18 protein-coding genes and 1 other RNA gene are annotated in these 21923 nt (G+C 54.1%); 14 read left to right on the forward strand and 5 right to left on the reverse strand.

Annotated features, from left to right (window positions below; genetic code table 11):
- Positions 1-66: 66 nt before the first annotated feature.
- The 5 genes from LC093_RS06560 (at position 67) to ssrA (ending at position 5500) form a co-directional block, all read left to right on the forward strand.
- Positions 67-1494 carry a sodium-dependent transporter gene (locus LC093_RS06560; RefSeq protein WP_226663413.1) on the forward strand — a complete coding sequence of 476 codons (1428 nt, stop codon included), beginning with the start codon at positions 67-69 and terminating at the stop codon, positions 1492-1494.
- Positions 1495-1503: 9 nt separating this feature from the next.
- On the forward strand, positions 1504-1983 hold the full coding sequence (gene smpB / locus LC093_RS06565; RefSeq protein WP_226663415.1) for an SsrA-binding protein SmpB: 480 nt from the start codon (positions 1504-1506) through the stop codon (positions 1981-1983).
- Positions 1984-2083: 100 nt separating this feature from the next.
- Complete coding sequence (locus LC093_RS06570) at positions 2084-3430, forward strand: sodium-dependent transporter (RefSeq protein ID WP_226663416.1); 1347 nt, start codon at positions 2084-2086, stop codon at positions 3428-3430.
- Positions 3431-3604: 174 nt separating this feature from the next.
- Positions 3605-4990 carry a 23S rRNA (uracil(1939)-C(5))-methyltransferase RlmD gene (gene rlmD, locus LC093_RS06575; protein WP_226663418.1) on the forward strand — a complete coding sequence of 462 codons (1386 nt, stop codon included), beginning with the start codon at positions 3605-3607 and terminating at the stop codon, positions 4988-4990.
- Between the two features lie 120 nt (positions 4991-5110).
- Positions 5111-5500, forward strand: a transfer-messenger RNA (tmRNA) gene (gene ssrA, locus LC093_RS06580).
- Positions 5501-5861: 361 nt separating this feature from the next.
- On the opposite strand, the gene LC093_RS06585 is transcribed toward ssrA, so the two are convergent.
- On the reverse strand, positions 5862-7244 hold the full coding sequence (locus LC093_RS06585) for a HEPN domain-containing protein (protein WP_226663420.1): 1383 nt from the start codon (positions 7242-7244) through the stop codon (positions 5862-5864).
- A gap of 530 nt (positions 7245-7774) precedes the next feature.
- A complete protein-coding gene (locus LC093_RS06590) occupies positions 7775-8698 on the reverse strand; it encodes a LysR family transcriptional regulator (protein ID WP_226663422.1) in 924 nt (307 codons plus the stop codon).
- A gap of 139 nt (positions 8699-8837) precedes the next feature.
- Here LC093_RS06590 and LC093_RS06595 point away from each other — a divergent pair, with 139 nt between their 5' ends.
- Positions 8838-9770 carry an alpha/beta hydrolase gene (locus LC093_RS06595; protein ID WP_226663424.1) on the forward strand — a complete coding sequence of 311 codons (933 nt, stop codon included), beginning with the start codon at positions 8838-8840 and terminating at the stop codon, positions 9768-9770.
- Between the two features lie 71 nt (positions 9771-9841).
- Entirely contained in the window at positions 9842-10795 is a 954-nt protein-coding gene (locus LC093_RS06600; RefSeq protein WP_226663426.1) for an alpha/beta hydrolase, read from the forward strand.
- Between the two features lie 254 nt (positions 10796-11049).
- Here the strand turns inward: LC093_RS06600 and LC093_RS06605 are convergent, their stop codons facing one another.
- A complete protein-coding gene (locus tag LC093_RS06605; RefSeq protein ID WP_226663427.1) occupies positions 11050-11367 on the reverse strand; it encodes a hypothetical protein in 318 nt (105 codons plus the stop codon).
- Positions 11348-11908: an N-acetylmuramoyl-L-alanine amidase gene (locus LC093_RS06610; RefSeq protein ID WP_226663429.1), complete on the reverse strand. Its 561-nt coding sequence runs from the start codon at positions 11906-11908 to the stop codon at positions 11348-11350. Before LC093_RS06610 ends, LC093_RS06605 begins: the two co-directional genes overlap by 20 nt.
- Positions 11909-12436: 528 nt before the next feature.
- Between LC093_RS06610 and LC093_RS06615 the strand changes: the two genes are divergently transcribed.
- The 6 genes from LC093_RS06615 to LC093_RS06640 all read left to right on the forward strand — a co-directional run bounded on the left by LC093_RS06615 (position 12437) and on the right by LC093_RS06640 (position 20534).
- Positions 12437-14074, forward strand: coding sequence for an arylsulfatase (locus LC093_RS06615; RefSeq protein ID WP_226663431.1), 1638 nt, complete (start codon positions 12437-12439; stop codon positions 14072-14074).
- 70 nt (positions 14075-14144) lie between these two features.
- A complete protein-coding gene (locus tag LC093_RS06620) occupies positions 14145-15209 on the forward strand; it encodes a metallophosphoesterase family protein (RefSeq protein WP_226663433.1) in 1065 nt (354 codons plus the stop codon).
- A 126-nt stretch (positions 15210-15335) separates the two neighbouring features.
- On the forward strand, positions 15336-16640 hold the full coding sequence (locus LC093_RS06625; RefSeq protein WP_226663435.1) for an anaerobic C4-dicarboxylate transporter: 1305 nt from the start codon (positions 15336-15338) through the stop codon (positions 16638-16640).
- Between the two features lie 102 nt (positions 16641-16742).
- A complete protein-coding gene (locus tag LC093_RS06630; protein ID WP_226663437.1) occupies positions 16743-17918 on the forward strand; it encodes a putative porin in 1176 nt (391 codons plus the stop codon).
- Positions 17919-18394: 476 nt separating this feature from the next.
- Positions 18395-18907, forward strand: coding sequence for a BlaI/MecI/CopY family transcriptional regulator (locus LC093_RS06635; RefSeq protein WP_226663439.1), 513 nt, complete (start codon positions 18395-18397; stop codon positions 18905-18907).
- A complete protein-coding gene (locus tag LC093_RS06640; protein ID WP_226663441.1) occupies positions 18900-20534 on the forward strand; it encodes a M56 family metallopeptidase in 1635 nt (544 codons plus the stop codon). The genes LC093_RS06635 and LC093_RS06640 overlap by 8 nt, the downstream gene beginning before the upstream one ends.
- A 161-nt stretch (positions 20535-20695) precedes the next feature.
- Here the strand turns inward: LC093_RS06640 and LC093_RS06645 are convergent, their stop codons facing one another.
- The gene (locus LC093_RS06645) at positions 20696-21016 is read right to left on the reverse strand and encodes a DMT family transporter (protein ID WP_226663443.1); all 321 of its coding nucleotides are present in this window, start codon (positions 21014-21016) and stop codon (positions 20696-20698) included.
- Positions 21017-21445: 429 nt separating this feature from the next.
- Here LC093_RS06645 and LC093_RS06650 point away from each other — a divergent pair, with 429 nt between their 5' ends.
- Positions 21446-21655 (forward strand): cold-shock protein, encoded by a 210-nt coding sequence (locus LC093_RS06650; protein ID WP_226663445.1) that lies wholly within the window; start codon positions 21446-21448, stop codon positions 21653-21655.
- Positions 21656-21923 lie beyond the last annotated feature (268 nt).

The following is a 21923-nucleotide window of genomic DNA, read 5'->3' on the forward strand; positions in this document are numbered from 1 at the left end:
ACGGAGCGGCCACGCCGCCCGATCAGCGCACTCTGGCGACAAGAATAACAGGCAAGTGAGAAAAATATGTCCGCTCCAAGAGAACATTTTGGTTCCCGTATCGGGTTCATCCTGGCTGCAGCCGGCTCCGCAGTGGGTATCGGCAACCTCGTTTCGTTCCCCGTGGCGGCCACCAAGAGTGGCGGCGGCGCATTCCTCCTCGTGTATGCCCTGTTTGTGTTTCTGATCTGCCTCCCGGTGATGATGGCCGAGCTGGCACTGGGCCGTAAGTCCGACAAAGACCCGGTAGGTGCCTACCGCCAGCTCTCCGGTGGCTCGCGCCTGTGGCGTATCCCCGGCTGGATGGCGCTGTTTACGCCCTTCATGATCGCAGTCTTCTATATGGTGGTAACCGTCTGGGTCCTGGGCTACCTGGTGGAGATCTTTAAGGGCAACCTGACCGGGCTGACCACTGAGGCGCACTTCGGCGCCTTTATTAATTCCAAAGCCGTGTTTGTCTATCTCGTCGCTCTGATGCTCATCATCAACGGCGTGCTCGCCATGGGCGTTAGAGATGGTATCGAACGGGCCGCCAAGACCCTGATGCCAATCCTGTTTGTCATGCTGGTGGTACTGGTGCTGTTCGTACTGACCCGTGAGAATGCAGTACTCGGGCTCAAGTACTACCTGATCCCGGACTTCGCCAAGATCTCTCCGGAAGTGATCAGCAAAGCGATGGCACAGGCGTTCTTCTCCCTGTCCCTCGGTATGGGCATCATGATTACCTACGGCTCTTATATGAAGAAACGGGATTCGATCCCCGGCTCCGCCAAGGCCGTCGCCCTGACCGATACCCTGGTTGCCTTTACTGCGGGCCTGCTGATCCTGCCCAGCATCTTCCACTTCAACCCGCAGATCGACCCGGCAACGCTCAGTGACTCCTCGGCCGGCATGATCTTCCTGTTCCTGCCCAAAATCTTCCTGTCGCTGCAGGACAGCATTGGGTACATTGGCGCCAGCATCGTGGCCGCCACCTTCTTCTTCCTGGTGTTTGTGGCCGCACTGACTTCGCTGGTGTCCATCATCGAAGTTCCCGTGGCGACCCTGCGCGACGAGCGCGGCATGAGCCGCAAAAAGGCGATCTATACCATTGCCGCGATCCAGTTTATTCTGGCCGCCGCCTGCGCCATGTCCTTTGGTATGGCCGCGCCGTTGACGGAGCTCGTCAGTATCGGTGGCGCCAACAAATCCTTCTTCGACTTGGTAGAAATCGTGTTTTACGACACCATACTGCCCCTCAACGGTTTCCTGGTCTGTATCTTCGTGATTTACAAATGGAAGAAGGCCAACTTCGACCGGGAGCTTCAGGAAGGTGACAGCAGCTTCGCCGGCTCGCTGTCGCAAAAATATGTAAACTTCGCCCTCGGAACCTTTATCCCGGCGATCCTGCTGGTGGTATTCATCAACACCGTGCTGTTGAAGTTCTTCAATACCAGCCTGCTGAATCTTATTTAAGTTGTATCTATGGCAAAAAAGAAAAAGGCACCGGCCTCAAACACCATCGCGCTCAACAAGAAAGCGAAACACGATTATTTTATCGAGGAGAAGTTTGAGGCTGGCCTGGAACTGCAGGGCTGGGAAGTCAAATCCTGCCGCGAAGGCAAGGCCCAGCTCACCGACAGCTATGTACTGTTCAAGGACGGTCAGGCCTGGCTGCTGGGTTCCCGCATCCAGCCGTTGGCCAGTGCCTCCACACATTTTGTGACCGAGCCTGACCGCACCCGTCGCCTGCTGTTGAACAAGCGCGAGATCGCCAAGCTGGTGGCCGCGGTCAACCAGAAGGGTTACGCCTGCGTGTGTACCGCGCTCTACTGGAAACAACACCTGATCAAGTGCGAGATCGCGCTGGCCAAGGGTAAAGCCTCACACGACAAGCGCGAGACCGAGAAAGAGCGGGACTGGAACCGCGAGAAACAACGCCTGGTGCGCACTGACCACCGCTGATAGCGGATCAGAACCCCACCGTAGGAGCCTGCTTGCAATTTGCCTGCAAGCAGGCTCCTACAAGGCAAACCAATACAGAAGAATAACGACGAGATTTAGCATGAGTGCTCCGCGAGGACAGTTCAGTTCCAACTTCGGCTTCCTGATGGCCGCCGCCGGCTCTGCCGTCGGCCTCGGTAATATCTGGGGCTTCCCCACCAACGTGGCCGCCAATGGCGGTGCCGCTTTTGTGGTCGTCTACCTGCTGCTGGCCTTTATGCTCGCCTACCCGGTGCTGATGGCCGAGCTCTCCATCGGCCGCTACGCCCGACGCAATATGGTGCAGGCCCTGCGCGGTATCGCCACCGGCCCGGTCAGCCGCGGCGTGGGTACCATTGCCGGCTTTGGCGGTATTCTGGTGGCCTCACTGATTCTCAGTTTCTACGCCATTGTGGCCGGCTGGATGGTTGCCCACCTGGCCGATCCCTTCGCCAACCTGTTCGGCGCCAGCGAGACCGCAGCGTGGCTGACCGGCGACAGCACCGCGCGCAACTTTACCTTCACCGCGATTTTCAGCGGCCTCACCATGCTGATTATTGCCAGTGGTGTGGAGAAAGGGATCGAGCGCTGGTCCACCCTGCTGATGCCGGCGCTGATTATCCTGCTGTTGATGCTGATTGCTTACGTGCTGTTCCAGCCCGGCGCCATGAAGGGCCTCGAGGCCTATCTGATCCCGGACTTCAGCAAGCTGTCACCACAGCTGCTGCTCTCCGCCATGGGCCAGGCCTTCTTCTCCCTGTCTCTCGGTGTCGGCACCATGCTGATCTACGGTTCCTACCTGAGCAAACAGGAAAGCCTGCCGCGCCTCGGCGCCCTGGTAACCCTGATCGACGTGGGTATCGCGTTTACCGCCGGCCTGCTGATCCTGCCCGCCATGTATGTCGCCCAGGAAGCCGGCACCCAGATCTACTCCGAAGCCGGAGAACTGATCGCCGGTCCCGGCCTGATCCTGCAGGTACTGCCCGCCATGTTCGAAACCATGGGCACCTCTGGGCACTTCGTTGCCATCGCGTTTTTCGCGCTGATGGTCATCGCCTCCCTGACCTCGTCCATTTCGATGCTGGAAGTGCCGGTCGCGTTCACCATCGAAAACCTCGGTATGAAGCGCCGCCCGGCCACCCTGATGATGGGCCTGGTCATTTTTGCCATCAGCACGGTGATCATCTTCAATTTCGAAGCCCTGTTTGGCCTGGTGATCTCCATCGCCACCGAATACGGCCAGCCGCTGCTCGGCGTGGTGCTGTGTGTCTTCGCCGGCTGGATCTGGAATCGCGACCAGCTACTTATGGAACTGAAGGAAGGCCACCCGGATATCGAGCAGACCGTGTTCTGGAAGATCTGGCCCTGGTATGTACGCATCGCGTGCCCGCTGCTGATCCTGGCCGCATTCGCCCAGACCGTGCTCTGATTTGTCGCGGCCGCAGTTACCCTGCGGCCGCCTCTCCCCCTCCCCACACCTGCCCCCTTCCGCGTTCATTTCCCGACCTGCTATCCGCCCCCTTGCCCGGTAAACGCGCATTTCTGCCCGCCGCGGATTATCATTGGCGCGATCTTTCCGCTGTACAACAGAACCCATTAGTCCATGCCATCCAAACGCCCCCCGTTCCGCACTGCCACCAGCAGCCGTAAACCCGTGCCACCAAAGCGCGGCGGTAAACCGTCCACGAGCACGCCGACGGTCACCATCGACGCCCTCAGCCACGAAGTGCGCGGTATCGCGCGGCTACAGGGCAAGACCCTGTTTGTGGATAACGCCCTGCCCGGGGAGACCGTCAAGGTCCGCTACCTGGCCAACCGCGCCAAGTTCGACGACGCCGTGGCCACAGAGATCCTGGAAAGCGCGCCGGAACGGCAGGAGCCGCCCTGCCCGCACTTCGAACTCTGTGGCGGCTGCGCCCTGCAACATATGCAGCCAGACGCGCAGATCGCCGCCAAGGAAAAAATCCTGCTGGACCAGCTGCAGCGCTTTGCCAATGCCAGCCCGGAGGAAGTCCTACCGCCGCTGACCGCAGACAGCTTCGGCTACCGCCGCAAGGCCCGCATCGGCGTGCGCTTCGGTCGAGAAAAAGGCCGTCGTGGACAGTTACTGTTTGGCTTCCGGGAAAAGCGTTCCAACGACCTCACCGATATCCAGCAATGCCCGGTGATGCCCGCCGAATTTTCCGCGCAGATACCGCAGCTGCGGCAATTGCTCGAAGACTGTGACCAGGGCCGGCATATCTCCCATATCGAGGTAGCCATAGGCGAAGACACCGTCGCACTGGTGGTACGCCACCTGCAGCCACTGCCGGAGCAGGACCTCGCCCGGCTGATTCAGTTCGTGCGTGAACGCAACTGGCACCTCTACCTGCAGGCAGAAGACACCGCCGAGAAAATCTACCCGGCAGACGGCCCCGCGCGCCTGCAATACCAGCTGCCCGAGTTCGACCTCACCCTGCAGTTCCACCCGCAGGACTTCGTACAGGTGAACTTCGACATCAACCGCCAGATGGTGCACCGCGCGGTCGAACTGCTGGAAGTACAGCCAGAAGATCGCGTACTCGACCTCTTCTGCGGCCTCGGCAACTTCACCCTGCCGCTGGCCAAGCGCGCAAAGGAAGTCATTGGTGTCGAGGGCGCCACCGAGCTGACCGCGCGCGCGCGGGAAAACGCCGAACTCAACCAGATCGAAAACGTACGCTTCCAGGGCGCCGACCTCACCGCAGACTTCTCCAACAGCCCCTGGGCCCGCGGCGGCTTCGACAAAGTGCTGCTGGACCCGCCCCGCACCGGCGCGCTGGAAGTGGTGCGCAACATCGCCCGCTTCAACCCCCAGCGCATCGTCTACGTGTCCTGCAACCCGGCTACCCTGGCGCGGGACACCGCGGAACTTATCCAGCGCGGCTATCGTCTAAGCAAAGCAGGAGTGATGGATATGTTCCCCCACACTACCCATGTGGAATCCATCGCCCTGTTTGAACGCGGGTAACCAAAGGGTCATAAATTTGTACCGCCACCCTATGGTGGCCACAGACCTTGAGGTATACTCCGCGTCACGCAAATGCGTTTCAGTGACCAGCTTGCAGACACTGCTCGCTGCGCCGATTCTGGGGATGACTTGGATTCGACGTTGGTTGCGAAACCATGGGTGCATGCCGTGAGGGTAGCGAATCACGTAAATCCAAAGCTGCATTTTATTAGTTGCCAACGACGACAACTACGGTGCCCAACTGGCTGCGTAAGCAGCCCGTGAAGCACTAACTAAGGGTTCGCCCCTTAGCGGCCTTCAGCAAGGTTCCAGTACCGCGCTGCTGGCTGTCATACAGAACTGGATCGTCCTGAAGCGTGCCTGACGTGGATGGCCTAAAACTTTTTCAGGCTCGCTCTTAACGTCCTGCCCGCTGGGCTGTAAAGAGCTAAATCAATAGGCGGATCTAAGCATGTAGAGCCTCTGGCAGAGTGCTGACGGACGCGGGTTCGACTCCCGCCATCTCCACCAAATTAAAAAGGCCCGTTACCGCAAGGTAACGGGCCTTTTTAATTTGGCGAGCTGTCGCGAGCGGAATGCTACAGCGCCGGGTTCGATCGATGCGCGCATGCGCATCAAGACAGCCGCAGGCTGCCCCGCAGGGGTGAGGAGCGCAGCGACGAATCACTCCCGCCATCACGGGCTGACAGAGCCCAACTACATTCTCTGACGAAGTTACTCGCAAAAGCAGCAGGCACACTAGGAAAAATTGCCCAGCCTTGCCTAACTTTATATCTCTGCCATCACAGTTATCGTTCCAGCGTCAAAAGTTTACTCTGACTCCAATATTCAAACGCTCAACAAGCGGAGAAATTCATCGACGGAGCAATATTCAGCCAATTTTCGATATTATATCTTCATCCAGAAAGTTTAGCGCCGCATCAAGACTACCCTTTTCCTCCACAAGGTAGATGAGTTCAAGAACAGACTCCCTTACAATTCTTACAGCCATATCCATGCCTCCACCGTCTTCAAAATTCTTAAAGACTTTTTTAACGGACCCAGGTGCAGACTGGACATCCTTCTGGATAATCCCTTGATGCACAATGATACTCCGCAGGCTGTATAAACACTTAGCAAAACTAAAAGTAGTTTCTGGCTTTATTTTTTTCGCCAACAATGAAGAACAGCGCACGGCCAACCTATAATTCAACTCATCTTTCACACCGTGTAGCACGGAAGACTCTAAAGAAATGGTTAAGTCGATAACTTTATCCTCAAAGTGCTTTCTCTGATAAGACATGTTATAACGCCTCACCGCAGTCTCTAGAGACGATAAACTGCCTTTCTCCTGAAGAATTTTAATTTTCCTGCACAATCCTTTAGCTGCACTAATCAAACTGTCGGTAATAACCAGCTTGCGCCCACCCCACGGCTCAGAGATTGACTCATCAATGATTCCACCACCTCCACCCATAAAACCGATATACCTGGGTAGATGCATGCACCCAGCGGCACCTACACTCCCATCCGCTAGGAGCCTTAAGGCTGTAATGAATCCACCTGCTGAACTTTTTATTTCAGGCAATTCTTTAGTAAGGTCATTTACTTCACCACATAATGCGATTTTGGCATCACCCAGTGAATGAAGGTCGTGGAAGCGGCTCCAGCGTACAAGAGAATCCCAATATTCAAATGCCATATCGTCGTCGACCTTCTTCAAAGTCAGACGATCATCGATACAAATAGGAAATTCTAAGGATTCAAAGGTGACATTGTGGATAGGTATAATAATGTCTTCAGTTATAACCTCTCCCGCCCAACTTTCCCTGTAATCTAGATAGTTTTTCGTTAATGCTTCCTCCTCAAACTCAACCACACCCGAGGAATCAAGAGCAGCGGCCACCGGAAAGCCTAGCTTTATAATCAGCCAACTTCTGGCCTGTTCAAATGTAGGGTTTTCTATAGCATTCCCATCACCGTCACTCATTTTCAGTGGAGGCATCACTTCTAGATCAAAATGTAGCTTAGCGCACCGCTCTAATTCTTGCGCATATCCGGCAGCCCTCTGTTCATCTATGGCCGTCTGCACAGGAAGATTAAACTTCCTTGCCTTCCGCTCTTCGAAGGAAATTACGCTTTCACCTAATATTATTCGAACCCTATCACGGTCAGATGGCGCGTCATTGGGAGGTTTTTTTTGCATCGCTTCGATTAAAGCCTTCGAATACTCTAAAAAGCTCGCTAGCAACTTATCTTCTATTTCATTACTCAATACACTATCCCCGCGCTACCCTTTTTCTCCATAGCTTTCGTGTACGAGGCCGCGCATCAACATCCCTGCAGCCCTATGCGACTTTCGTTCTTCAGGATCCTCGCTAGATTACTCCCCTCAGGTCGAACACTATATAAATCACAGCCTCATCTAGGGTAGGAGCAACGCCTCACGGCATTAATTAAATTTTGATCGCCCAGCCCCACAATTCATCGAAATTGTTCCGTTCAGACCTACCCTGATAACCCATGCTAATCGCAAGCTCGATATGAGTCACCAGCACCATTCATTGGAACTCAGACTCACGCTAATCTCGCCATTACAGATCGCCTAGTGACTCAGATGAATCTATATACTCCTGTAAGTATCTAATCTAGGAGTCGCCGGCGAAGATACCATGTTACCCCGCTGGGCATTCAGACAGATGCCTCAACAGAAAAGGAACGGTCGTTGTTCACAGAGCCCAAAATCTTCGAACGCAAAACGTGGATTCATTTAGCACGTACTGTTTCCGCTTAATTCAGCTGCCACTAACTCCCAAATTCATCCCGCTGCTCAACCAGAAAATCAATCAAAGCCCGAATCTTCGACGGCATCTGCGCTCTCGAAGGCACATACAAAAAGAACCCCGGAAAAGGCCTGCACCAGCTTTCCAGCACCCGTACCAGCGAACCATCGGCAAGATACTGCTGTACACAAAGATCCAAGTGCTGCACCAGCCCCACACCATGTATGGCAGCACGCAGCATACTTTCGTCATCATTGAACACCCCATTGCCCTTCGGCTCGAAAACCAGTGTGCGCCTGTCAGTATCGGGCGACGTGAAGGACCAGCGGTCGATGACACCACTGGAAGTAAAACGAAAAGCGAGACAGTTGTGCTGCAGCAAGTCATCGGGCGTTTCTGGAGTGCCGTGCTTGGCGAAATACTCCGGGGAGCCGACGATCGCCATCGACATCGGCGGTGTTACCGGCACAGCCACCATATGCTCCGCGAGACTTTCCCCCAGGCGAATACCTGCGTCCATGCCACTGGAAATGATATTGGAAAGGCCATCATCCAGGACCAATTCCAACTTTAACTTGGGGTAGCGCGCCAGGAAGGTTTCCATCTTTGGCTCCAGCAATAACCTGGCTGCCACCCGCGACGTATTGATCCGTATTACCCCGGACGGCTCTGCCTGCGACTCCCCCACCTCAGCGACAGCCCGGTCGACAGACTCGATGGCCGGGGTGAGAACGTCAAACAGTCGCTGCCCTTCTTCGGTAAGCGACATGCTGCGCGTACTGCGATTCAGCAGCCGCACATTCAGCTGCTGCTCCAGCGATTTCAGGTGCTGCGACAGGGCTGCGCGTGATACCTCCCCCTCCTCCGCCGCCTTAGTAATGCTGCTGTGACGCGCTATACGAACAAACCACACTAGAGACGGATACAGCGAGGGATCGATGGCCATATTGTTAACCTGTACTTAACACTGATTTAATTTTTAGCACGTTTTTCCGAATAAGGCCCGCCATTAATATTTCCCCGGTCTGAGCACAGCGGCTCAGAAAATTACTGAGACCGAAGCTACCAACATGAAGGGCACCGTCATGAAAAGCACCAGCATGAAAAGCATCAGCATCAAGAACCTCAATGGCCAGGGCGTCACTATCGCTGCCAACGTGTACTTCCCTGCCGACTTTGATGAAAGCCAGCAGTACGCCGCAGTCGTGGTATCCCACCCGGGCGGTGGTGTTAAGGAACAGACTGCGGGCCTTTATGCCGAGCGACTGGCAGAGCGCGGCCTGGTCACGGTTGCTTACGACGCTTCTTACCAGGGAGCGAGCACCGGTACCCCGCGTCAGCTGGAGAACCCCTACATCCGCACTGAGGATGTCAGCGCGGTGATCGACTACCTGACCACATTGTCATACGTCGACAACAACCGCATCGGCGCCATGGGTGTCTGTGCTGGCGGCGGCTATTCCGCCAATGCCGCGATCACCGACCGCCGTATCAAATCCCTCGCCACCGTCAGCGCGGTAAACATCGGCCAGATGTTCCGCAATGGCTGGGAGAACAACGTCAAGGATGCCGACGCACTGCCGTATGTTGTGGCGGGCTCCGAAGCGCGCACCAGCGACGCCAACAGCGATGAACTGGGCACCCTGCCCCTGGCCCCGATGAAGGAAGAGGATGCGCCCAATGAAGAGCTGCGCCAGGCCTGGGAGTACTACCACACCGATCGCTGCCAGCACCCGAATGCACCCGGCTTTATGACCGCTCGCAGCCTGAACCAGATCATCACCTATGACGCCTACAACCTGGCGGAGGCCTTCCTGACGCAACCGGTGCTGACCGTTGCCGGCGACCAGGCGGGAAGCAAATGGATGAGTGATGACCTGATCGCCCGCGCAGCCAGCAGCGACAAGACCATGCATGTTGTGAAAGGCGCGAACCACATGTCGCTGTACGACGTGCCCGAGTATGTGGACGAAGCAGTATCCGTACTGACTCCGTTCTTTGCGCGCACGCTGAAGTAACTGAGTTCAAAGGCAATAAATTTCGGGGCACATTCTGTGTGTGCCCCGATAAAAAATTCGAGGTGATGTAAATGAGTAAGGTAAACATCCAACACGTGAAGTATCAAAACCTGGGATGGCAGTCAGCGGCTGATCTCTACCTGCCACCAGATTTTGATGAAACGAAACAATATCCGGCCATTGTCAGCACGCATCCGATCGGAAGCTGCAAGGAGCAAACCTCCGGCAATATCTATGCGAAAGCACTGGCGGAAGCGGGATTTATTGCCCTGGCGTTTGATGCCAGCTTTCAGGGCGAAAGTGGCGGTTCACCGAGATTTATCGAGGCCCCGTCGATTCGCACATCCGATATCCGCTTTGCGATCGATTACCTGGTGACTCTGCCCTATGTGGATCCAGAGCGTATCGGCGCCATCGGGGTTTGCGGCGGAGGCGGCTACACGATTCACGCGGCGATTACCGATCACCGTAACAAGGCGCTGACCTCCATTACCGGCGTGAACTTTGGGCGTCTGATTCGCGAAGGGTTTAGTGAATTCGATCCGGTGTCTGCCCTGCAGGCGATGGGCAAGCAGCGCACCGCCGAAGCACAGGGTGCAGAGCGCCACGTGATTGACTACCTGCCAGCTTCGGTAGAAGAAGGCAGGGCGAATGGCATCACCGACAGGGATGTGCTGGAAGCAACGGATTACTACAAGACCACGCGCGGCCAAAAGCCGAACGGGGCGACCTCTGGCCTGTTTTCATTTAACAGCGCCGCCATGGGCTGGGATGCATTCCTCAACGCGGAAAGCCTGTTAACGCAGCCGCTGCTTGTAGTCACCGGTGATAAGCCCGGTGCTTTCGGTGCCTATCGGGATAGCTGGGAAATCTTCGGACGCGCCGGTTCGAAAGACAAGCAGATCTTCGTGGCGGAGGGCTACTCCCATTACGACCTTTACGACCTTTACGACCTTTACGACCAGCCTGAGCCTGTGGAACTGGCTATGGCCGAGATACTGCCCTTCTTCCAGCGGCACCTCTAATCCCGAGCACCGCCTTGAAGTGAGTCGGGCTCACCGCGAGCAGGCAGCATAACTTATCCACAGCCTTCAATAGCCTCCGGCGCCCTCCTCAGTTTAGGAGCGGCGCCTTTTATGTAACACCGGATGTAACACTAACCGGGGTATAACACCCGAAGTACCCGCCGCATAAGGCCTGCGAACACGGGTTCGATCAGTTCAAGGCTGAAAGCTAACTCCTTTTCCCCCTCGTGTACCGGTGTCTGCCCTAGTGACTTCTACTGCTCTTGTTGCCACGGTTTGCGAGCAAGCAAGACCACCAGCGCAACAGCGGCAAAGAGCCACCACAGGTAGCGAACCACAAGCTGGTAGAACGGCTCGCCGAGCACGCCATTCTCGTCGGCAAGCAATACGGTGTATTGCACCCCTTCGGGAAAGCCGCTGAGGTAATTTTCCAAAGAGGGGGAAAAGCGGAAAATCAGAAAGCTCGCCGGATCATCGGGCAGCATGATGATCGCGGTAAACAGCTTTAGCAGTAGCAATAGCACGGTGATGACCAACAGGGCCAGCGGTAGCTTAAGGTTTGTTAAGGCCATGCTTGTTCCTCATCCTGTTGAGCTTGTCCATTATCAAGTTTCCCGGGCAGGTGTACCCCATCCCGGGGAGATACTCCTTATGGCCACCGAGTTTCCTTACCTTCGTGAAATGCCCTCGCAACGTCTTGGTTAGCCTGTTGGCCGCGGAGATATGCGAATTGGATAAAGTGTCATCAAAGTCCCACCACTGCTCATTGAAATCCCCCATTAGCAAGATGCCGATTTTGCCGGTGTTGGCGCCGGAGACATGTGAGCCTTTGTGGTAGATCTTCCGCCCTTCATAAATGGTCCCATTCGGGTGTATCAGGTAGTGGTAACCTACATCGTCCCAGCCGCGATCCTGAATATGCTTAGCTTCAATCGCCCTAGGGTCTTTCTCGCCAGAGTTTCCCGAGTGGTGCAAGACAATACTGTCGAAGTCCCAATCGGAGACCAGCTGACTGACCTTTGGAATCTTCAAGCCCCATTGGGAGCGCTCAACCACACTATGCTTTTTATTGATCGCATTCCTGGTCTGCATCTCCTTAGATGTTGGAGACATAAAATTTCCTTATTTAAGCGATTTTTTTTTGCACTATCGTCACAACTGAGCTTTTCAGTACCCGATTCGGAACCGCGCTATTTTATACACATATTCATACCCTTTTCAGCGCCGCACCGCCCAACGTCAATGTTTCCAGAACTCTCGACGATCAGTAATCTCACACTTTTCAAGATCTAACAGTCGTCAGAGAATGGCTACGCCAAGCAACGCCATGTTTGACCTACGCGTAGGTTAAACAGCTCGGTTAAAAGATATTCCTGCCAAAACTTTACTCTGCCCCAACTTTCTCTAACAGAATTTTCGAAGCAATAGGCGGGAACTTCAACAGACCTGTATATCCAATCTTCACAACCAATGAAAGATATCTACTCTTAAATTAATTATTCGTTGCAAGCTCAGGAAAGTACAAAAAATCTGAAATATGTGCAGGCAACAGCAAACAGATTCCCCGGACAAAGTCAGCCAATAGCGCGTGACGTTGCTTTTTTCCGATCTAGCTACAGAAACCACAGGAGCCCAATCGCGATGAATCGGAGGATTTTTAAACCTGTTGCACGGGTATTGACAGCGACGGTGCTTTTAACTGGCGCATTGTTTACCGGAACTGTGGATGCGCAGGACAAGAAACCCAATATCCTGGTCATTTGGGGCGACGATATCGGTCACGACAATGTCAGCGCCTATCACCGAGGCATGCTGGATTACAACACACCCAATATCGACCGTATCGCGAAGGAAGGTGCGCTCTTTACCGACCACTATGCGCAGCAATCGTGCACCGCTGGCAGGGCCTCCTTCGCGCTTGGGCAAAATCCGTTCCGCACAGGTCTTTTGACGATTGGTATGCCGGGCGTTGACCATGGCGTACGCATCGAAGACCCGACCCTTGGTGAGCTGCTGAAAAACTATGGTTATCAAACAGGACAATTTGGTAAGAATCATCTCGGCGACCTGAACAAGTATTTACCGACGGTGCGTGGCTTCGACAGGTTCTACGGCAATCTTTACCATTTGAATGCCGAGGAAGAGCCTGAAAACTACGACTACCCCAAGGAATTTAACGGCAAGAGCTTTCGTGAACAGTTCGGCCCACGCGGGATGCTGGATTGTGTGGCGACCGACAAGGTCGACACAACCGTGGAACCACGCTGGGGCAAAGTCGGCAAGCAGAAATGCATCGACACGGGCCCGCTCACCGTCGAGCGCATGAAGACCGTTGAGAAAGAGGTTACCGCCAAGGCGCTCGAATGGATGGAAGCTGCGGTAAAAGCGAACAAGGCGTCGGGTGGTGAGAAGCCCTTTTTCATGTGGTTCAACTCGACACGCGGCCACGTCTGGGTACACCTGAGCAAGGAGCAGTATCATAAGACCGGCAAGGGCGTTTTCCCTGACGCTATAGATGAACTCGACTGGGAGACCGGCCAACTGCTCGACAAGCTCGATGAACTGGGTGTAGCCGACAACACCATCGTGCTGTGGTCCACCGATAACGGCGCTGAGATTTTTACCGGTCCGGACATGGGCGGCATGCACGCCTTCCGGGGCGAGAAAGGCCTGACCACCGAGGGCGGCTTCCGTGTTCCGCAACTTATCCGCTGGCCCGGGCATATCAAGCCGGGCACCATCTTCAACGGCATTACCTCGCACATCGACTGGATGCCGACCCTGCTGGCGGCGGCCAACGGTGGTAAAGACTCCGGCATCCAGGAAGCGCTGAAGAAAGGCGGCTTCAAGGCCGACGGCAAAACCTTCAAGGCGCATCTCGACGGCTACAACCTGCTGCCCTACCTGACCGGGAAAGCGGAGGACAGCCCGCGTGACAGAATTTACTACTTCGACGCGGACGGCGGTCTCAATGCCGTTCGCTGGAATCAGTGGAAAATTACCTTCACCGATATGTCGGGTAATCTCTCGACGGCCTACCATAACCATACAAGTTGGCCGTACATCACCAATCTACGCCTCGACCCCTACGAGCGCTGGCAGGACCAGGCGGATATGTATATCCACTGGTTTGGCAAGCGCATGTACCTGATGGGGCCCGCGCAGACACTGGTGAAAGAGGAACTCGAGTCCCTGAAGGAATTCCCGCCGGCCCGTGGCTCTAGCCTCAGCCTCGGCGACCTGCTGGATAAAATCCAGTACGCGCCACCGGGTCAATGAGACCAGAACACGTAGGGTAAACCGGATATGCCCGCTCGATGACACGATAAGAGTAAGGACGCAACAAGACATGAAGCTTACGCCAGTGTGTATGGCAGTCGCCCTCGCGATCTCCTCTACCAACCTTTGGGCTGCCGGCGAAACAACAAAGGGGTTCTCCTACGACAAGGAACGACTCCCTGGTTCCAAACCCTGGACTTCTCAGCCGCTTCAAAATGATCCCGCCGAATTTCAGTTCGTCGTCATCGGCGACCGTACCGGAGGCGCCAATCAGGAAGGCACCTTCAAACTCGCGATCAACCAGCTCAATCTGCTATTGCCCGAGTTTGTCATTAATGTCGGTGACCTGATCGAGGGATACAGTGACGACAAGGCGGAACTGAATGCCGAGTGGGATGAAGTGGACAAGCTGTTGGGCAAGCTCAAAATGCCGTTCGTCCGCACGCCAGGTAACCATGACATCGCGAACAAAACCGCGCAGCAGGTCTGGAAGGATCGGCACGGCGCCACCTACTACCACTTCGTCTACAAGGACGTGTTGTTCATGGTTCTTGATAGCGAGGACCCGCCCCGAGCAGCGCCCGAAGGGATGAAGGAAAAGCTGGACCTGTACAACAGGCTGCAGGTCGAAGACCCGGCCAAGGCCAGGGAAATGCTGGCTGAATTTATGTCTGACGAGGCGGTGGTCGCCGCTCTCGGCAAGCCCGTCGAGTTTGGCGAAAAGCAAGTGGCGTGGATCAAAAAGACTCTCGCCGACAATCCGGACGTGCGCTGGACCTTCCTGTTCCTCCATGAGCCAGCCTGGGAGAATGCGTCCGCTAGCTTCAAGGCGATCCAGGGAATGCTCGATACTCGCAAGCACACCTTTCTCGCCGGCCACCTGCATTACTACGACTACGATTTGCTGGATGGTTCCGAGCACATCACGATGGGCCCCGCCGGAGCCTCTTTCCACCAGGAAGGGCCCGGTAACGTGGATCACATCATGTGGATAACCATGACCGAGGACGGCCCCCAGATCGGTAATATCGCCCTCAAGGGAATCTTTGATCGCAAAGGACTCGACCCAGAGTTGTTTGGTGCCTATGACCGCAAGGGCGCGGATGACAAAGAGAAGCCCAAAAAGCAAGAATGATTTGAACCGGCCAATAACAAGAACGCACTAACCGAAAGCCACCACCAGGGTCTCCTCCGCCTTATCGCATTCCCCAAAAAAGCTAAAGTGGAATGCAAAGCAGCAGATTATTACGAGGATCGCACCATGATATTGGTTGAGTTTCTGGTGGTGCTCATCTTTATCTACATCGGCGCCCGGATTGGCGGAATCGGGATTGGCCTGGCAGGTGGGGCTGGCGTTATCGCGCTCGCACTGCTGGGTGTTCCCACCAAAGAAGCATTTATCCCCGTTGACGTGATCCTGATCATCATGGCGGTGATCACTGCCATTGCGGCGATGCAAATTGCTGGTGGTATGGATTGGCTCGTGAAGATTGCTGAAAACTTCCTGCGCAAACACCCCAGCCGAATCACCTATTACGCGCCTTTGGTTACCTACCTGATGACACTCATGGCGGGCACCGGGCACACGGCATTTTCCACCTTACCGGTCATCGCCCAGGTGGCTAAGGAACAGGGCGTACGCCCTTCACGGCCACTTTCCATCGCCGTGATTGCCTCGCAAATTGCCATTACCGCTTCGCCGATCTCCGCGGCTGTAGTCGCCTTTGCTGCCATGCTCGCACCCTATGGTATCGACTACCTGCAGCTACTTGCCGTATGCATCCCCAGTACATTCCTCGCCTGCATGATTGGCGCCTTTGTCGCTGGGTTTATGGGCTGCGAACTCAAGGACGACCCCGTTTACCTTGAGCGCCTGGCTGAGGGCAGCATTCGTGCAGAGAGCCTGCACCAACAGGCGCTGCTGCCCAGTGCCAAGCCTGCCACCTTCATATTCCTCGCGGCGCTGCTGGTCATCGTCTGTTACGCCGCTGCGATTTCAGATTCTGTGGCGCTTATTCAAAACCCGCCGCTCGGTCGCAATGAAGCAATCCTGTCGGTCATGCTGGCCGCCGCGGCAGCGATTGTCTGTTTGACGAAAACCGATGCGTCACTGATACCCAATGCGGCCACGTTTAGATCGGGCATGACCGCCTGCGTTTGCGTATTGGGCGTAGCCTGGCTGGGCTCGACATTTGTTGAGGCACACGTCGAAGACATTAAATCCGTCGCCGGAAATTTGTTAGCGCAATATCCCTGGATGCTGGCACTGACGTTGTTTTTTGCCTCAATGCTGCTCTACTCCCAAGGCGCAACTACCGTCGCCCTGATGCCCGCCGCCCTGACGATTGGCGTTGCACCACTGACCGCAGTGGCCTCTTTCGCCGCGGTGAGCGCGCTGTTCGTATTACCTACCTATCCGACGCTGATTGCCGCTGTGGAGATGGATGACACTGGTTCGACGCGCATTGGCCGGTTTGTGTTTAACCACCCATTTCTCATTCCCGGCGTAGTCACGATTGCCTCAGCAGTGGTGCTGGGTTTTGCTTTCGGGAGTGTGATTTTGTAGTGGCCACAGCCGCAACTGTTCCTGTAGTCGACACAAATTCACGCCCCTTTCACACGACATTGCTATCTTAGTTTCAAGCCCCGAATTCGCGAGCCCTCTCCCATGCAACGTCGCGCCCTATTTGGCCGCTTGGCGCTTACCGCAGCATTCACACTGTTGACAATCCCGGCCATTGCGGATGAAAAAAAGCCTGCCGGCGCTGGGGAGTGGGATTACACCGCAGACTTCCGGCTGCGCCTGGAACAGGACTGGGACTCCCGGGAAGGTGACGGCAGCGCGCGCGATCCCCGCCTGCGCATGCGGATTCGCCTCCGCGGAGGCCTCGGATATCACCTGACCGACCACTGGAAAGCCCAGGTACGCCTGCGCAGTGGCCCCAGGGCATCTCAGCAATCCACACACATCACGATTTACGACTTCAACGGTGGCGATGACGGCCCCTATGAGTTCAACTTCGACCAGTGGTTTCTCGGCTACAAGAATGGCGGTACCGAGTTCTGGGCAGGCCGGCGTGAACTCGAATACCTGCATCAGGACGAACTCTTTGTATTCGACAATATCACCTACACGGGTATTGGCGGCGGTCACCGCGATACCGTCGGCGATCAGTCCGAATACTTTGCCTCGTTCAACTACGTAAAACTGCCGGTAGGCATGCGCGACTATTCCGGTCGCGCAGCAATCGGCGAGTTAGCGTATCGTCACAAGATTGGCTCTGGCGATATGGGCGTAGCCCTGGGCTTTTTCCTGACCAACGCGGACTCAGGCGACCCGGACAACTCGAAACTCCTGACCGAGAACGGCAGCCGCGATTATCGCGAGATCAACCTGCAGTTGCAGTACCGCACCGAGATCGATGCCACACCCCTGACGCTTGGCGCTGATTTCACACGCAACTTCGCCGATTACGACGACGCAGACCCGGGCAGTTTTACCGATTTCCACCGCAAAGACGTCAATGGTTTTGTAGTTGAGGCGATGTACGGCAACAAAAAGAAACCCTGCGACTGGCAGATCGGATATTTTTACAGCTACCAGGAAACGCTGGCCACCAACAGCTCCTACACCCAGGACGAGTGGGTGCGATGGGGAATGTCAGATCAGGTAAGAGCCACCAACTACAAGGGGCATGAGCTGCGTTTCACCTTCATACCGGCAAAGAAAATGAGCATTGTCGCGCGGCTATTCCTTGTAGATGCCATCGACCTACTCTATCCAGACGATGTGGCCAAAGAAGACGGCAAGCGACTGCGAGTCGATTGGAACATCTCGTTCTAGGTGGCGCCAGTATTTAATTGATTCTCTCGGTCTTTGGCTAACAATTATTCATTGGCTCACTCCTAAGTCAGCATTGACCTGACAATCGGCTACTAAACCTCCACTACTGTGAGTACGCCATTTGTAATCACCTCCTATCCGGCACTGACTGCCGCTGCTGAAATGGATGGCACGAGCTCAACGCGCATCGGCCGGCTAGTGTTTAACCGCCCTTTTCTCATTCCCGGTGTAGTGACGATCGCCTCAGCCGTGGTGCTTGGTTTTTCTTTGGGGAGTGTGATTCTTTAGTGCCGCTAACGATGTAGCTTCGAACAAGCCCAATAAATGGGGCGTTATGACCAAAAAATACATTCGAGATCTTCACGCGATCAGTACGTATAAGCTCACCGGGGAGCATTGATTCGAAGCCAATAACCGCCATAACGAACCGTGTCGGACGGACATATTGATACGGACTGCCTTAGTAAAGAAGCGACGTGCAAAGAGCCGCCTTCCCCTCAAACATTCCAATTCGCTATATCAAAGAAGCCTCTTATTTCAAAAAGGTGGTTTCGTTTAGTTTTCCCAGCGACTACAGTTGTAAACTGTTTGAAACCACAAGTGTAATCGGAAGGCGAATGGAAATTTCAGAAGCAGAGCACGAAGTAATGGAGGCGTTATGGGACGGAGCACCCGCGAGCGCTCGTGAGGTTTTCCAACGACTTAAAAGTAAAAAAAAATGGCAAGAACAAACTGTAAAAACCCTACTTAGCCGCCTGGTTAAAAAGGGGGCCATAGATTATGTCCGCCAAGATCGCTCATTTTTATACTCCCCTTGTTTTGGACGTGAAGCATACCAGATCAAGCAAAGTAAAAAACTTGTAGAGAGACTATTTGACGGCCAGCTCTCCATGCTTGTTTCAGGTTTTGTAAAAGGTGGAAATTTAAAGAAATCGGACATAGAAGAACTCAAGGACATCATCAAGCAATGGGAAAAAAATAATGATTAATTGGGTTCTGGAGCAGCAAGAACCGCTGACTTTAACGCTTTTCTTGGTTTGGTTTTGCGATTTGGTATTGGTAAAACGCCTTGGAGCAAAGTTCACTTACCGACTATATGCTCTGATCCCCCTGGCTCTCTTTGTTATAAACCTGCCTCCCATAAACCTAGCAAGCACAGCCCAAAGTAGTGAGTCGCTCCACCTGATTCCTTATGCACTGGCGGTCACTGCCTATACCGTTAATGATTACCAAATTGCTCAAAGCGTAACATCAAGTACCGCGAATAATATCGAGTGGATCTGGCTACTTGGTGCAGGAACACTCATAACGAGCGTACTGATAGGATTAATCAGGCTAGCCATGCTACCAAAATCACCGGTGCTTGAAGACCGCCAGTATGAACTACTCCCCAGCGGGATTTTTTATACCTCCAGCAAAGTAAAGGGGCCGATTTTAAAAGGTATCTTCAAGCCAGAAATAATTCTTCCCAGTGACTACAAACAATACTATGAGACAAAGCAGCTGGATTATGTATTGGAGCATGAACTGGTACACGCCAAGAGATTCGACAATCTATGGAATCTACTTGCACTTACGCTCGCCATTCTCTTTTGGTTTAACCCAGCCGCTTGGATAGTTTACCTGCGCTTCCGTCTCACCCAAGAGTGTGCTTGTGACGAAGAAGTCATATCACAGGCGGACAAACAGAAAAAAATCCTATATTCCAGAGCAATGTTGCAGTCCTATGAGCGTTGGGATGGATTCTGGATACTTCAATCACATTACGGAGATAAGATGACAATGATTACAAGGATCGATCGATTGAAAAGCACATTAAAACCTTCAAAGCTTGCTCGATTTTTAGCGAGCTGGGTTAGCGCAGCGATTTTGGCTTTGGCGTTTGCTTGGGGACAAGCAATAGCTAAGAGTCAAAATACGATTAACCTAAATGATGCAGACTTATTGAATTTTTCCATGCCAAGGGCGGCATTTTTTGAAGGAATCCAAGGCGAGGTCCATCTCCGGTTTGACGTAAAAGACGGTAAGGTTTCATCTATTCAGGTAGTAGAAACTGTAACATCAGGCGGGCATGAAGAAGCGTTTATAGAATCCGCGACTAACTTCGTTACAACATTGCCGTTCAGCGATAAAAACTCCAACCTGAAGGCCGCTGATTATGTTGTGAGATTCCATGTAGCAGGTGTAGGGACATCACAAGTCGCTCTCGACAAAGTTCTTAAGAAGATGCCCCATCGTAAAATCCACTTATTGCCCTATTCAATCCCATCCCCTGCGAACGAAATTTCCTTCACAGGGAAACCAAAATTGCAATACATTAAAAGCCATTACCCAAGTTACCCTGAAGGTCTGGAAGCGTTGGCGATTTCTGCGTCGGCAGTGGTAGAGCTGGATGTTCGGGAAAGCGGTATCGCCGTCAACCCACGCATTATCAGTGTTGACGCACCAGCAGAGTATCAAGACGCATTCCGTCAAACGGCATTGTCCGAAGCGGACAACCTGAATGTATTTAAAAACAATACCGGGCGGCAACTCGATAACGTCAGAGTGCAGCTCCGCTGGACGCCCGCTGACTACACGAAAGGCGTTGACCAGTTAAAATTGGGAAAAAACTAATTAAAGCCGGAAACACTAAGGATTGGTAAACCTTCGTGTTTCCAGTGAAGCTGGTCACTCCCGTGGTGGCCGGTTCTCCGATTTAGAATAAAGCTGCCCCTTCCTTCGAATGCCCACCGCTACAGCAGTAAGTGCTCTTCCCTGTAAGAACCGAACTAAATTCACACACTGGAGAGTTTCATCAGCACCAATCCCGAGACGATCAGGATCGCGGCAGCAATTCTCATCGCATTCACCGGCTCTGCCAGAAAAATAATACCCACGATAAACGCACCAATAGCACCGATGCCCGTCCAGATCGTATAAGCGGTACCGAGGGGGATAGTGCGCATGGCAATGGCCAATAGCCAGAAGCTGCCCAGCATGGTGACCAGTGTGATGAGGGAGGGGACGAGCCGAGTGAAGCCGTGGGACTGCTTCATGGAGAATGCCCAAATCACTTCAAGGGCGCCGGCGATGACAAGGTAGATCCAGGCGGACATTGACTGCTCCGTTTCAAACAGGGCCAGGCCGTCCTGGGAATCACTACCCGAAATGGGGGAGGCCGTCCTCCTTTAGAGGCCGGAACAATACCCCACGAGCGATTTTTGATCAACATGGCTCCCCCTTAGAGGTTGCCCTGCCGGCCATCGGGAACAATCTGACTGGCACGTCACACGCTGCTGCCACATCCGCCACGGGCTCCGCCTCACAACTCACGGCACAGTACATGCCAGGACAAGCACGAGAGAAAAGCTTTGACTTCGCTCACAGGGGGGCCTACAGTGCCTTTAGTCAAAAGTAAGCCTCTTGTTTAAATCCTCAGTTTCGTCGCATCCGTATTTCTTCGTCCTGTAGCATCTAAATTCCAGTCTTCATTTTGCTATTCATGCCTTATGAAGGCACCCTCTATTTGTTTACAGGAAATAATCATGTCCAATACAACTACCGGCACGGTTAAGTGGTTCGACGAATCCAAGGGCTTCGGCTTTATTGCACAGCAATCCGGCCCTGACGTGTTCGCGCACTTCAGTGCTATTGCGAGCTCCGGGTTCAAAACCCTGGCTGAAGGCCAGGCTGTTGAGTTCTCCGTAACTCAGGGCCCTAAAGGCCCGCAAGCTGAAAATATTGTTTGCGTTTGAGCCAACTGGTTCGCGCATTCGGCAGGCCAGACCCTGGCCCGCCAAATGAGTGGCCCTAGCTGCCACTCCGGTTGAGTTACCGTCAGGTCGCTCAACCTGTAAGACGGGCATTCAGACTGATCACAGTGTGAATGCCCTCCTGCAATACCCCTCAACGCCGTTGAGTAATCTCCGCCTGCATACCTTGCCGAGTAACACCTGATCTGTCCTTACATATCACTCAAGTTTTTACCAAGCGCAATTTTATTGGCGGTTTTCCCGAGAGGAA

The sequence above is a fragment of the Microbulbifer aggregans genome (assembly GCF_020524005.1).
Classification (GTDB): Bacteria; Pseudomonadota; Gammaproteobacteria; order Pseudomonadales; family Cellvibrionaceae; genus Microbulbifer; species Microbulbifer aggregans_A.